Annotated in this window: 9 protein-coding genes; 3 read left to right on the top strand and 6 right to left on the bottom strand. The window is 51.4% G+C overall.

What is annotated here, in order from left to right; translation table 11 throughout:
• From H6F43_RS09675 to H6F43_RS09700, 6 genes are all read right to left on the bottom strand, one after another.
• A partial coding sequence (locus H6F43_RS09675) for a phospholipase D-like domain-containing protein (RefSeq protein ID WP_199290245.1) occupies positions 1-903 on the bottom strand: 903 nt, incomplete at its 3' end.
• Positions 904-1134: 231 nt separating this feature from the next.
• A complete protein-coding gene (locus H6F43_RS09680; RefSeq protein ID WP_190342578.1) occupies positions 1135-2205 on the bottom strand; it encodes an EndoU domain-containing protein in 1071 nt (356 codons plus the stop codon).
• 342 nt (positions 2206-2547) lie between these two features.
• A complete protein-coding gene (gene recN, locus H6F43_RS09685) occupies positions 2548-4410 on the bottom strand; it encodes a DNA repair protein RecN (protein ID WP_190342579.1) in 1863 nt (620 codons plus the stop codon).
• Between the two features lie 416 nt (positions 4411-4826).
• Positions 4827-5234, bottom strand: coding sequence for a DUF2358 domain-containing protein (locus H6F43_RS09690; RefSeq protein ID WP_190342585.1), 408 nt, complete (start codon positions 5232-5234; stop codon positions 4827-4829).
• The gene (locus H6F43_RS09695; protein ID WP_190342580.1) at positions 5234-6886 is read right to left on the bottom strand and encodes an AarF/ABC1/UbiB kinase family protein; all 1653 of its coding nucleotides are present in this window, start codon (positions 6884-6886) and stop codon (positions 5234-5236) included. Before H6F43_RS09695 ends, H6F43_RS09690 begins: the two co-directional genes overlap by 1 nt.
• A gap of 306 nt (positions 6887-7192) precedes the next feature.
• On the bottom strand, positions 7193-10396 hold the full coding sequence (locus H6F43_RS09700) for a hybrid sensor histidine kinase/response regulator (protein WP_190342581.1): 3204 nt from the start codon (positions 10394-10396) through the stop codon (positions 7193-7195).
• Positions 10397-10751: 355 nt separating this feature from the next.
• Between H6F43_RS09700 and H6F43_RS09705 the strand changes: the two genes are divergently transcribed.
• The 3 genes from H6F43_RS09705 to kaiC all read left to right on the top strand — a co-directional run bounded on the left by H6F43_RS09705 (position 10752) and on the right by kaiC (position 13666).
• A complete protein-coding gene (locus tag H6F43_RS09705) occupies positions 10752-11645 on the top strand; it encodes a circadian clock protein KaiA (protein WP_190342582.1) in 894 nt (297 codons plus the stop codon).
• A gap of 56 nt (positions 11646-11701) precedes the next feature.
• Positions 11702-12016 carry a circadian clock protein KaiB gene (gene kaiB, locus H6F43_RS09710; protein WP_190342583.1) on the top strand — a complete coding sequence of 105 codons (315 nt, stop codon included), beginning with the start codon at positions 11702-11704 and terminating at the stop codon, positions 12014-12016.
• A 93-nt stretch (positions 12017-12109) separates the two neighbouring features.
• Entirely contained in the window at positions 12110-13666 is a 1557-nt protein-coding gene (kaiC, locus tag H6F43_RS09715; RefSeq protein ID WP_190342584.1) for a circadian clock protein KaiC, read from the top strand.
• Positions 13667-13672 lie beyond the last annotated feature (6 nt).

Consider the following 13672-nt stretch of genomic DNA (forward strand, 5'->3'; position numbering starts at 1 on the left):
GAAACTTGCGGCAACGTTGGGATCTCGGATGACATGTCCAACGTTAGAGTGTCCGTAAAGCCCACCCGTTGTCAGGTTGGTGGAACCTGTCCAGACTTGCGTAGGTTGCCCATCTTCTAACAGCACAATAAATTTGTTGTGGGCAATGTAGCTAGGATTTGCTTGGCGCGGAATGGTTAGAGCGGTGATGTTTGCTTGGTCGCTCGCGTCGCGATTTTTCTGATTCGGGTAGTTTTGCGAGTTCGGCTTGGCATCGACGACAATCTTTACGTCGGCACCGGATTTACTGGCCGCTCCAAACGCTTGCAGCACGGGTAGATGCTGAAATTCGTAGACCGCTGCCCGTAAGGCATACCGCTTGCCGTTTGCTTGCTCAATGAACGCCAATAGACCTTCCACCAACCCCCGCGAGAGCCACGTCCACGCCTTTCCGTCTGGCACCTGATCAGGCGATCGATTCTTAAACTTACGAGCGTACGCCTGCGATGCTGCAGTTCCGCGATTGAAGTACACCGCATGGGTGCCTGTGGCTTCGTCTTCGGTACGGACCCGAACTTCTACCGAGTCGCCTTGCTCCAGTCGTTTCGGCTTGCCTCGCATCGCCACAATGCGGTAGGTGTACTCGTGATTTGGTTTAGCAGTAAAGTCACCCCAAAAGAATGCCTGTATCGGATGTTCCAGCGTTGAAACCAAGCTGCCCGGCGGCAAACCCGGATCGGTTTCTTTGAACGTCTTAAAGCCCTTGAGCCAGAAGCGCTCGTCTTCGGTATGATCCGTGCGCTCGATCGCAAATCCCAGCACGCCATTCCGCTTCGCATCACTGAGGTTTATCCCCAGCAGCACGACATAAGAGCCTGCGATCGCCTGCACCGACACTGCACCCTTCGTTGCTTTTGCTTTCACGAGTTAACTCCAGTTAAGTGATTGGGGATTAGTCGTTAGTTATTGATAAATTAGCTGTCAGCACTTGTCGATTCGTGGCTCTATAAATCGACTTACACAAATCTCGGAGGCTTTAACTAAGAGTCCAGCATCGTAACCAATAGAGCGACTTAAACCTCCGAGGTTTTGGTCAACTGCGTAAGTTCTGAAAGCAACGCTTTCTTGCTAGAAAATCCTACGAACGACTAACAACTAGCGATTACAGGGTCCCGTTGTTCTACTATCTCCCGGCGTGGCATCTGGATAAAATGTCCGAATTGAATTATCTTTCTTGACAAATACTGCTTGGAAAGGCTTGACCGACGTATCAGAAACTGTGTACAAGCAGGCAACAGATTCTCCTCTAGGAGCGCTGCTGGGAACTTTGAACTGCTTGAACGCTTGGGTTGTGTCAATAAGTAGTCGTTGCGCGTTGAGAGCATAAGAATAGCCTTTGATGCGATGTTCTGCGACGAGACGATCGTTCTGCACGATCGCAACTCCAAGGGTATAAATAGCTCCGTCTACCACTTCTTCTGCGGCATCTTGTCCTTTGGAGGTGCGGGTAATGCGTCCACCAATGCCTTCGTTTTGCAGTGTGAGATAGCGACCGTGGAAGTGCAATCCGCCGATGCTGTTGCCATCTTTCTCGCCACAGAAGATGTGCTTGAAGCCTTTGTACTTAAACCAAATGGTGGTTAGGTCATCGAGAAACTGAGCATCGGAGCGGCGACCGGGGAAGAGTTCGCCACCCGTTGCCTGCTTCAGCTTGCTTACCACGTCTGGGTAGAACGAAATTAACTGTCTAAACGACTTATCGCTAACGGAGGCATCAAATCCAGAGCCGCACAGCGCCAGAATTTTCTGGTCAAATGACTCTAGTTTGGGCGGTGGTGGGGTAATGTCTCGCGGTTGCGAATCGTTCTCGACTGGAACGGGATTGGTCTCGTTGTCGAAAAATGGCAGCAGAGCGCTGGGACTAGTTCGTGGTGTTGGCTGTGGCGATCGACCAGGAGTAGGAGCGGGAGAGCCGTTTGCTGCTTGGAACTCTCCACAGGACACGCTTACCCAACGCTGCACCGGACTGGCACCGGGAACTCTCAGGAGAATATACGATCGTTGCTGACTGTTAAATCCAACCGTCTGGTACCGCTCGCCAACCGTAAGCTGGACGCTATCAGGATTTTGACCCCTGATCGTCTGCTGCGCAGGGCAGGGCTGAGTTGCCGTGAAGGTGCCAGATGCGGGAATCTGCGCCTGCGCGAGTTCTGCAACCCAAGACATTGTGAGAGTAAGAGTTGCCGCGGCGATCGAAAAAACAGTGCGTCTACGTGAATTCAAGGGGGGCATTGAATGACTCCTAGAGCAAAAATGGTGTACCCACGGCAGTTATTACACGTAGAAAACCATTCATTCGGTTACTCTGTTAGAAAAGTTTATAGCTTGAGCTGAATTAATAACCTTTTCTTAACCAAGCGCTAGGTTGTTGATAGTTCGATGAAGCCAAAAGCATGAGGCAATTTAGGATGATAGTCGAGATTTTAGACCTCCGAGGTTTGCGGAACCTCAGAGGTCTTGGGGAGCGCTTAGAAATTGGCAACCCTAAAATTGAATACTGCCAAAGCACTAGCCTCGCTTTGCTGCCTTAGAGCGTGTTGCCTTCGATCGCGGCTTCACCTCCGGTAGCGGAGCTGGGCTGCTCATTGACTGACCCTGCCGCAGCGTTGCTGCCTGTGACAGTAGCGACTCAGCAAACGCGATCGCCTCTTGCGCTGTTTGCCCACCTGCCAACTGTGCCAGTTCTTCCCGCCGCTGATTTGTGTCTAGCGTCGTCACCCGCACTACCGTACGCACATCTGAGGAGTTGGAAGTCGAGCTATCTTTCTTGGCAGTTTTGCCATTAGACGATCGTCCATTACCGTTGGCGCCGTTGCCCGTGTCGATCACCTGCTTGCTGACTTGAAGGTGTTGATCGGCCATCGCGGCAACGATTGGCTGGTGCGTGACGCAAAGGACTTGGTGCTGCTGGCTAATCTGGTACAGCTTTTCGGCGATCGCCTGCGTTACGCGCCCCGACACGCCGACATCAATTTCGTCGAATACCATCGTTTCAGCAGACTCTACCTGCGAAAAACTCGCTTGCAGCGCCAGCAGAAAGCGACTCATTTCGCCGCCGGATGCAATTTCCGTAAGCGGTTGCAGCGGTTCACCCGGATTCGGACTAAACAGGAATGTGACACGATCAGCTCCCAACGCAGACGGTGTCATAGGTTCGATTGCAACGCGAAACTGCACCTTTTCCATTGCCAGCGGCTTTAGTTCTGCAACCAAGCGTTCTTCTAGATGTTTGGCAGCAGTTTGGCGTCGCTGAGTCAAATCAGCGCAGACCTCCAGCATGCGGGCGTGCTTCGTTTGGTAGGTTTGCTCTAGATCTTCGAGCGATTGTCCACCGCCCGTGAGGTCTTCGACTTCGGCTTGTAGGCGATCTCGCAGGGCGATCGCGTCCGCCAGCGCAGGACCGTACTTGCGGCAAACTTGCTTCAGCTCTACAATTCGCTCTTGCACCTCTTGCAGTCGCTGCGGGTCTGCCTCAATGCTTTCGCCGTAGAGATTGACTTCTCGCCCTGCCTGCTCTACCATCGCCAGTGCATTGCTGACCAGATCCAGAATCGGCTGAATTTGGGCATCATACTCCACCATGTCCTGCAACGTCGTTTCCGCTGTGCCTAGCAGATCGGCGCAAGCTTCCGCGCCGCTGTCGTTTTGGTAGAGTGCCTGATAAACCTGATAGCTCTGCTGTTGCAGTTCTACGCTGTGGCTGAGGCGCTTGCGCTCTTGCTCTAGCTGGTCCAGTTCGTCGGGGTCACTCAGGTGAGCCGCGCGAAGCTCCCGCAGTTGGTAGTCGAACAGATCAAGCTGCTGCAAACGCTCCTGTTCAGATTTGCGCCGCTTCTCTAGAGCGTGCAGTGCTTGTTGAGCGGCAGCATGGGCAGCGGCAACCTCCGCACGCTGCTTCAGCAGGGTTTCGCCGCCGTAGATGTCGAGCCATTCTCGCTGGAGCGGTGGCTGTCCAATTTGCACTGTCTGTCCCTGCGCGGTAATCTCTACCAGTCGATCGCGCAATTGTTCCATCTGCTGCTTGTTCATCAGCACGCCGTTGATGCGCGATCGATTCCGCTGGCTACCCTGGCTGGCAACAATCTCGCGGCTGCACACAATTTCTGTATTGTCGATCGGCTCAATCTCGCGCTCTTGCAGCCACTTAGAAAGATCTGACCCGACGCGAAAGGTCGCTTCGACTAGCGCTCGCTCTGCTCCGGTTCGCACAGCGCGACTCGTGACTTTGCCACCTAGTGCCGCGTCAATAGCGTCTAAAATAATCGACTTTCCCGCACCCGTTTCCCCAGTCAGCACCGTCAGCCCTGAACCTAGTTCTAGCGTGAGACTGTCGATCAGCGCAAAATTTTCAATCCGTAGGGAGAGCAGCATGAATGCAGTTGCTATATACTAGTGGCTAATCGAGTAAGCAGTACAATAATACTAATTCAGAACGTTTTTACCGCAGAATAAATTCAATCTAGCTTCGTTCTGCGCGGCTCAAGATGAGGATGCCAGGATGGAGTAGCAAGTCCCCATCATTCCAGTCTAATTAGATGCCGCTCAATTAGAATTTGGGACTCCCTACAATGGTAGCGATCTCTGAAGCCATCACAAACGTTCTACGGGCATACGACGCTGGAAAGTTGGTTGAGACGGAGCAAATCTGGCATGGCAGTCCGGCAACTGCTTACGGTACCTTCTAGGCTCGATCGCCTGCTGGTACTAAAGCAGCGCGATCGGGCTTACACAGCGTTTAGAGAACTGGAGGTAATTCAGATGCTAGCTTTAACCCTTTCAGCACTCTTTTAGGAGGCTCTGCGAGTTTTGGTAGTTGAGCCTTGATGAAAATGCTGCTTCAGCACGTTCAGTCGAGAACAACGCCAGTAGTCAATATGGGAAGTGATTAAGCCATCTTGATTAAGCGTCAGTTCACTCCAGCCTGGAATGGCGATGCGCGGCTTCCAAGGAAGGGGCGTATTCCAGCTTAAGGTCCAATCGGTGTGGATCGTGCTTCCGGTTTGATGAATGTCGTGCACATTCATGGTGCAATCGAGAAAGACGGTTTCAATGAACGTGATCATGGCTTGATACCGCTTTACGCCACGAAATTCGTTCATTGGATCTTTGAAATACACGTCATCCGCGTAGATGCCATAGGTCTGACTGTGGGGAAAGCGGGCGTAGTCATCCTGAAGAATCTGTAGAACGTCCATTACCTTAAACGCCCCGATCGCAAAATACTGACAACGAGCCACAAGCCGAGGAAGCTAGCAGAGAAGAATAGCCCACTGCTAACCCAGAACAATTGTCCAGTCTGGTCATTTGCCAGAATTAAAGCGGCTCCAATAATCAAGGAGCCAACGACAACACTGAACGAAAGCCGATTGGCGGAGTCATCGACGCTGCGGCGAAGCGGGTCTAGGTCGCGCAGGGTCAAGTTCCACTGCAACGTTTCTGAGGTGACACGATCGAGGAGCAACTCGATCTGACGCGGCGACTGAAGCGAGAGATTTTTTATATCCAGTGCGGTGCGCAGCAGTGCGGCGACAGGCGCTTCACCAATTAGCTGACGGCGAAATAGATCCGTCATCAAAGGTTTTACTTGGTCGGGCAGATTGAAGTCTGGATCAAGTTTGCGGGCAAGTCCTTCCAGGTTTGCCAAGGTTTTAGCGTATAGTCCCATGTTGCCGGGAACACGCAAGTTGTTGGCGCGGGCAGCTTGCAGCACTTCGTAGAAGAGCTGACTGAAGTTAACCTGCGACAAGGATAAGTTGCCGTAGCGCCGCAGCAGGCGATCGTAATCGCCTTCAAGCCGCGCTAGGTTTACAGGCTGGACGGCTTCCGCTAGCTGTAGCGTTAGTTGAGTGCAGCGCTGCGGATCTAAATTGACGATCGCCAGCAGCATCTCAGTCAAGATTTGCTGTGTGCGAGGATCGAGCCGTCCCACCATGCCGCAGTCGAGTAAGGCAACTCGCCCATCTCTGAGGTAGAACAGATTGCCGGGGTGCGGGTCGGCGTGAAAAAAGCCATCGATGTAGATTTGCTGAAAGAATGCCCGAATTAGCAGCTTGACGATTTCGGCTCGCTCTGCGTCGGGATCACCGTTGTCTCGTTCGCCTGTAAACGTTGCTAGCAGCAGTGGTACTCCGTCTAGCCACTCTAGTACCAGCAGTTTTTGCGTGGTGAGGTCCCAGTAAATTGCTGGCACCATCAGGCGATCGCTGTCGAACCAGCGACTGTTTGCCAGGTTGCGGCGCAATTGATCGGTATGCTCAGCTTCGCGGGAGAAGTCGAGTTCTGCTCGCAGCGCGCCGGCAAATTCTTCTGCTAGCGCTTTAAGGTCATAGTAGCGTCCGAAATTGGTGCGGGAAACCAGTTCGGCGAGATTGCGAATTAAGCTGATGTCCTGCTCGACAATCACCTCAATGCCAGGACGCTGAATTTTGAGCGCAACTTCGCGACCGTCGATCAGCGTAGCATGATGCGTCTGGGCGATCGAGCCTGCAGCAACAGGTTGGCGATCGACGCTAGCAAAGGTGTCTTCTAGCGATCCACGCAACTGCTGCCGAATCACGATTTCTACGTCTTGCCAAGGAACTGGCGGCACCTCCGCCTGAAGCGCAGTTAGCTCGGTGATGTAGTCGGGCGGCAGCAGATCGGGACGAGTACTCAGCAGTTGCCCCAGCTTGACGTAGACGGGTCCTAACTCAATCAGTATGTTGCGCAGCACAGTGGGCGGCGGTAGTTGAGGCTCTTCAGCGCGGGTGCCCGTTAGCAGTCGTCGCATGTAGCCCCAGCCGTTTCGCAGTACGACCTCAGCGATTTCACGCTGGCGAGAACTCGATTGAACAAGACGGGAAAACATAGTGATTTCTTTTTAGTGATTAGCTCAAGCAGCTAGTGATTTGTTAGTGATTTGTTCTAACAGAGCAAGTAAACGTTCCTTTCGCAAAAAATTGAGACTCTTCTGAAGTTTGTTAATTACAAACAAAGTCAGGGTTTCGAAAGGTTTGCATGGGGTGAATGAGTGGTATCTTGCACGACTCGTTCACCGTGAATGTAACCGTGAATGTAGAAGAGCTAATGCAAAAACGATTTGGAGGGAGACATTGATTACCGAAATTATAGCCATCTATGCTATCACCCAAGATCTGCTTAAAGCGATAGGACATTAAGACGCCTCTGTGCCTTGCATTGCCAAATGAATGTGATTCAACAGATCTGCCATTGGCAGAGACGGAGGCAAAATCTGGGTCGCAATCTGGTGTAGAGCTGGGAAATCCATTTCATTTAGCGTCTCTAGATTGCGGCGGTGATCGAGCACCAAGATAGGTAATTTCTGCTTCAACTGCTGCAATTCGGACAGCATCGACTCGGCGATCGTCGGGGAAGAAGTTTCAGTCCAGCAAATTAACAGCAAATCGACACTTTGAGACTCAATCTGCTGAAAAACCTCTTGCCAATCACGACCTACAACAGCACGCAAACCTGCGGTTTGCAGATAGTGGGTCAAGGCTTGCAGCCACTCAGTCTCCTTTGGAAAACTGCCAAGAGTCTTCTCTAACGCTGTTTCAGAGACGCTCGCGTCGTTAGATACGGGCAAGGTTGCCATATCTAGCGCCAAAATTGTTGGGCGGCAAGCGTACCCTGCGGCAATTTGAATCACCTGTAGGAGGGCAGAGGGTTTGGCGCTCTCAGAAGCGTCTTGTGCAGCAGGTGTCGCCAGACAGGGAAATACCAGTAACCCAGACACTTGGTTAGCGGCTTGGGTTGTTTCGGGATCCAGCGTAATTAGGGGAAGCGAGGCGAGAAAGGTGTGCTGGCTAAACCGTTGAAAGTAGCTAGTGGGGTCAGACAAGGTGCTGTCCAGCAGCACGACATTGGGCTTCCAAACCCGTGCTAGCAGCTCTGCCTGCTCTAGATCATCCGATTCCAATACGCGGTATTGGCACGAATGCAGCAGTGGATTGAGATCGACGATCGACCCCCCTTCTTGTCTCGTAGTCTGCCTCTCCGGACCGAGTCGCAGCACCGTTAGTGAACTAGCGCCCAAATGTCGATCTGGCTCTGGCGCTTCTGTGATGAACTGCTTCAGACAGTGCCGTAGCGCTTTTGCCTGAACGGGCAAGCTAAGAATGTGGATCGCATGACTGGCTTTTGCCCGCTCCTCATCGACAGTGGTTGCCGTCACAACGACAGGAATTTGGCGCGTCTCCGGACTGGACTGTAGCAGCGTCAGCACATCCCAGCCTGAGAGCAGTGGCAGCACCGGATTGAGAAATAGAATGCAGGGTTGCAGACGTCGGGCTTTTTCCAGCGCTTCGGTGCCAGAACGAGCGATCGCCACTCGGTAGCCTAGCCCCGTTAGCTGCTCTGTTAAGTCATCAATCGACTGGAGCACCGCTTCCACGATCAACACGAGGCGATCGCGGGTCGCTGCTGGTGTCCGTTCTGCTGTACGACCCGTTGATTGCTCTGGTTGGACACCGAGCGATCGTAAAGACACGTACTCTCTGAGATCGCTTGTCTCAAGCGAGTTGTTCTCGTCGTCTTCAGGGGCGCTGGATGTAGATCTGGGCGGACTTGGCGGCAGCAGAATTGTGAACTGGCTGCCCTGTCCTTCTTTGGAAATAAACGTAACATCTCCACCGTGCAACCGCGCCAGTCGTTGGGTGAGCACTAGCCCCAAACCCGTACCCTCAAATTGGCGGGTCAGCGGATTTTCTAGCTGCTGAAATTTCTGAAAGATTAAATGCTGTTTGTCGGCAGGAATTCCCATGCCCGTATCCCAAATGGTGAAGGCTATCCAGCCCCCCCAGCGACTCACTTTCAAACCGATCGCCTGATCCGTGTTGGTAAATTTGATGGCGTTGGACAGCAGATAAACCAGCATCTGCCGCAGCCGCAGCTCGTCTGCTATTAAATACTCAAGATCTGACTCGATGTCCAGGGTGAACGGCGGCACTACGTTACTGTCTGCTGAAGCCTGCTTGCTCTCTAGTAATCGAAGCTGCTTTGCCTGCTCAAATGCTTGATGGCAGACTGCCGCGATCGGAACGGGTTCTAGGGTCAGCTCTAGCTGCCCAGTTTCCATGCGCGTCAAGTCCAAGATGTCATTAACCACGGTCATTAAGTGGCGACCGCTCTGGTAAATCAGTTGGGCATAGTGAACTTGCCGCTGGTTCAATTCTCCTAGAGTTTGGTCCTTCAACAGGCTTGATAAGCCAAGCACTGCTGTCAGCGGAGTTCTCAATTCGTGGCTAATGCAAGCAAGAAACTCATCTTTCAGGCGCTTTAGCTGAATCAGATCAGCATTCTTAGCGGTGAGCTCTCTGGCAAGCCGCTGCTGCTCGGTGATATCCTGCGCCAGAACGAGCCACAGCGTTTGAGAATGAGTGGGCAACGCGCGATCGCCTTCACAGGTGGCGGCTGTCTGATGGACCACTTCAGCTGGCGCTAGCGATCGCGACTCTAAAGCGTGTAGCAGTGGAGATATTCCAGCGTAGGTCTGCCAAGCTTCACGAAATCTAGGTAGCACTGATGTAAAACCGACGGTCGGCGGTGCAGCCAGTGGCTCGATCGGAAGACGCATGAGTTGCAGCACTTGCTCTTGTCCGTTCTTGAGCAAGCTGGTACGAATGTGAGTCGCTGAATTCGAGTTGAGGTCACTCGGATTGGTTGAAATGCTTTGCTGTGTCCAATCTGCATCAAGCAGGGTTCCTACCTGACTACGCCAGACAGTATTTTGAGCTAGCACCTGTCCATCACTTGTTTGCAGCATTAGCGGTAGGGGCAACCGCTCCACCAGCGCCAGCAGCGCATTGAGCGGTGTGTCGCCCGACGGCATAAGCTGCGGCAAATAAGTAGCGGCTTGACATACCTCCAGTCTGCGATTTTTAGAAGCTGAGTTTGTGAATGTCCGTGGTCTTGGTTCAGGCAGGTGGGTGAGCAGAAACTCCAAGAGGCACGATCGTTCCAGTAGTCCGATGAATGCTCCACGACTGTCCGTTAAGACAGCCTGTGTCCGAGGTTGTGACTTTAAACGAGCAAAAAAATCACTCAGCGATACGTTGTCTGTCACAGCAAGGAGCGGCTCAATTACGCTAGGTTGCAGACCGCTTAGAAGTGGACTTGCACCTTTGGCGTGTGAAGACTTCTTCGGCTTAACGGCGGTTAAGTGAGGAATTAGCGATTTGAGGCAAACAAGACCGATCGGGTGGTGAGCGTCGTTTACAAGCACAAGGTACTCGTGGCACTCAGACGCGTCCGCGCTACCAACGTTTAGCGCTGTGAGCGCCTCTGCTAAGTTCACCGCTCCTGTACAGACTGGAACAGGCTTGACAAATTCACGAAAAGAGTTGTTGAGCGGGAACATGAGGACCCTGCCAATCAGCAGATGATGTAGTGAGTAGCCCTGAACTAAGCCTGAATTAATGGCAACCGCAAACGAGATTGGATGCAGTTGTATTCACTGTTTGACAGGAGCATTGACATTGGATGTTAGACAGTCCCCTAGTCTGTAATAGCTCAATTATGAATGGCTCCAGGGGCTTATTAGTTTGTCGTTATAATTCGTAGGGTGGTGCTGTCGTTCTATGATTGACTTAGAGCTGATGAAGTTTTCAGGTTACTGACTGAACCCTTAATACGAAACCATTTAGTAAGCCGCTAGTACTCCTGTGTTGTGCGTGTCCAGGTCGAGCTAGGTTAATACAGCCTGTTATACAGCTTTGTCGTTTCAACTATTGATTGCTATCCTCTTTAAGTCAGATTTTCTAGCCCAGTCAATTCAGAAGGGGTTGGGTCGCGATCGCTACAAAATCGCAGCGTTTTCACTAAAAGAGGAGTTCTGCAAATTCATTGAGCAAGAGAAGCAGCAGCTAGATTGTTTGCTGCTAGAGGCGGATGCTGAGTTACCTCACCTGACAAAGTGGCTACATGGTCAGGCAACCCTGCTGCCAGCCGTGCTGATTCAGCCAAACGGTGCTGTAATCCAACCAATCCTGCCAAGCGAATCTACCGGTCGATTAAATAGTGACCCAGCATTCATTTATCACACCGCAGAGGTCCGGCTTCCGCTGGCTCAGCTAGACCGGGTAGCTCAGTCGATCGATAATGCGATCGCTCAGTTTCTGACACTGTCGCCTGTGCGTCAGACCAATTCGTCGGTTCTAGATGCTGACTTAACCCATGACCTAACCACGCAGAACTTTCTGCTGCTCCAGCAGCGTCGATTAACTGAAAAACTCAAAGAGCGACTGGGATATCTGGGTGTGTATTACAAACGTAATCCCCAAAGCTTTTTTCGCCACTTGTCTTTGCAAGAACAGCAGAAGCTCTCAGACAGGCTAAAGTCCGATTACCATGACATTGTGCTGCGCTACTTCTCGGATGATGGTACGCTCAATCAGCGGATTGACGATTTTGTCAATACTGCTTTTTTTGCTGACATTGCAGTATCTCAAGTTGTAGAGGCTCATATGGAACTTATGGATGAGTTTTCTAAACAGCTAAAATTGGAAGGGCGCAGCGAGGAAATTCTACTGGACTATCGCCTGACGCTGATTGACACGCTCGCGCATCTATGCGAGATGTATCGTCGCTCCGTTCCTAAAGACTCCTAGCAAGGCTAGACGATCGCCGCTCCAGTTGCTCAACTCTTCTTACCGCCTTAGCTGCCATGAGTCCTTCAAAAAAAACGTATGTTCTCAAGCTCTATGTTGCAGGAAACACCCCCAACTCGATCCGCGCTCTAAAGACGCTAAATAATATTTTGGAAACAGAATTTCAGGGTGTGTACGCGCTGAAGGTGATTGACGTGATGAAGAGCCCGCAGTTAGCAGAAGAAGACAAAATTTTGGCAACGCCTACGCTGGCTAAGATTCTGCCGCCTCCCGTACGAAAAATTATTGGTGACTTGTCCGATCGTGAAAAGGTTTTGATCGGATTAGATTTGCTGTACGAAGAACTACGGGATGATGACAGTGAACTATAGCAGACAGCTATAACACACGAGAGCTACTTATTGTGATAGGCACAGCGCGATAAGTTGATTAGTGAGAGGAGGTTTGCGAGAAGCAGTTACATCATGACTTCAACAAATCATGTATTGCAGGGAAACGGAGCAGGAACACCTAATGTTCAAAAAATCCGCACTATGATTGAGGGCTTCGACGACATCAGTCATGGCGGCTTGCCCATTGGCAGAACAACGCTTGTGAGTGGTACATCGGGCACAGGCAAAACGCTGCTTGCGGCTCAGTTTCTCTACAATGGAATTACCTATTTTGATGAACCGGGAATCTTTGTAACGTTTGAAGAGTCTCCCGCTGACATTATCAAAAACGCATTCAGCTTTGGTTGGGATCTACAAAAATTTGTTAATGAAGGAAAATTATTTATTTTAGATGCTTCTCCTGATCCGGAGGGTCAGGATGTCGTTGGCAATTTTGACTTATCAGCGCTGATTGAGCGGATTCAGTACGCTATTCGTAAATACAAAGCGAAGCGGGTCTCGATCGATTCTGTTACCGCTGTATTTCAGCAATACGATGCGGCGTCGGTGGTGCGACGAGAAATTTTTCGACTCGTGGCGCGGCTTAAACAGGTGGGTGCTACAACGATCATGACCACGGAGCGCGTTGAGGAGTACGGAGCCGTAGCGCGATTCGGGGTGGAAGAGTTTGTCTCTGACAATGTGGTGATTGTTCGCAACGTGCTGGAAGGTGAACGTCGCAGACGAACGATCGAGATTCTCAAACTGCGCGGAACGACTCACATGAAGGGCGAGTATCCGTTCACGATTACAAACTCTGGCATGAACATCTTCCCGTTGGGCGCAATGCGATTGACGCAGCGATCGTCCAATGTGCGCGTCTCCTCTGGAGTTAAGACGCTGGATGAAATGTGTGGCGGTGGCTTCTTTAAGGACTCGATTATCTTGGCGACGGGCGCGACGGGAACAGGCAAAACGCTACTGGTTAGCAAGTTCTTGCAAGATGCCTGTCAGCGAGGCGATCGCGCGATGTTGTTTGCCTATGAAGAGTCTCGCGCTCAGTTGTCTCGCAACGCCTATTCTTGGGGCATTGACTTTGAGGAATTGGAGCAGCAAGGGCTGTTGAAAATTCTCTGTGCCTATCCAGAATCTGCCGGACTGGAAGACCATCTGCAAATTATTAAATCTGAGATTGCAGAGTTTAAACCATCGCGAATTGCGATCGATTCGCTTTCTGCACTGGCACGCGGCGTCAGCAGCAATGCATTTCGACAGTTTGTAATTGGTGTCACTGGATTTGCGAAACAAGAAGAAATTACGGGCTTCTTCACCAACACAACGGATCAATTTATGGGATCGCACTCAATTACTGACTCCCATATTTCTACCATTACTGACACAATTTTGATGCTGCAATATGTGGAAATTCGAGGCGAGATGTCTCGTGCTCTTAACGTGTTTAAAATGCGCGGCTCTTGGCACGACAAGGGAATTCGAGAGTACACAATCAGCGAGCGTGGGCCGGAAATTAAAGACTCATTCCGCAACTTTGAGCGCATTATTAGCGGTTCTCCGACACGTATTTCCGTGGATGAGAAAAGCGAGCTTTCCCGTATTGTTAAAGGAGTGCAGCCAAAAGATGGGGAGTAGTCTGCG

Origin of the sequence: Leptolyngbya sp. FACHB-36, from assembly GCF_014695955.1 — a bacterium.
Classification (GTDB): Bacteria; Cyanobacteriota; Cyanobacteriia; order Leptolyngbyales; family Leptolyngbyaceae; genus FACHB-36.

Excerpts from the sequence above, each read along its gene's own strand:
- kaiC (WP_190342584.1), top strand. The coding sequence starts at position 12,110 with ATGACTTCAACAAATCATGTATTGCAGGGAAACGGAGCAGGAACACCT.
- H6F43_RS09695 (WP_190342580.1), bottom strand. The coding sequence starts at position 6,886 with ATGTTTTCCCGTCTTGTTCAATCGAGTTCTCGCCAGCGTGAAATCGCT.
- recN (WP_190342579.1), bottom strand. The coding sequence starts at position 4,410 with ATGCTGCTCTCCCTACGGATTGAAAATTTTGCGCTGATCGACAGTCTC.
- H6F43_RS09700 (WP_190342581.1), bottom strand. The coding sequence starts at position 10,396 with ATGTTCCCGCTCAACAACTCTTTTCGTGAATTTGTCAAGCCTGTTCCA.
- H6F43_RS09690 (WP_190342585.1), bottom strand. The coding sequence starts at position 5,234 with ATGGACGTTCTACAGATTCTTCAGGATGACTACGCCCGCTTTCCCCAC.
- kaiB (WP_190342583.1), top strand. The coding sequence starts at position 11,702 with ATGAGTCCTTCAAAAAAAACGTATGTTCTCAAGCTCTATGTTGCAGGA.
- H6F43_RS09680 (WP_190342578.1), bottom strand. The coding sequence starts at position 2,205 with ATGTCTTGGGTTGCAGAACTCGCGCAGGCGCAGATTCCCGCATCTGGC.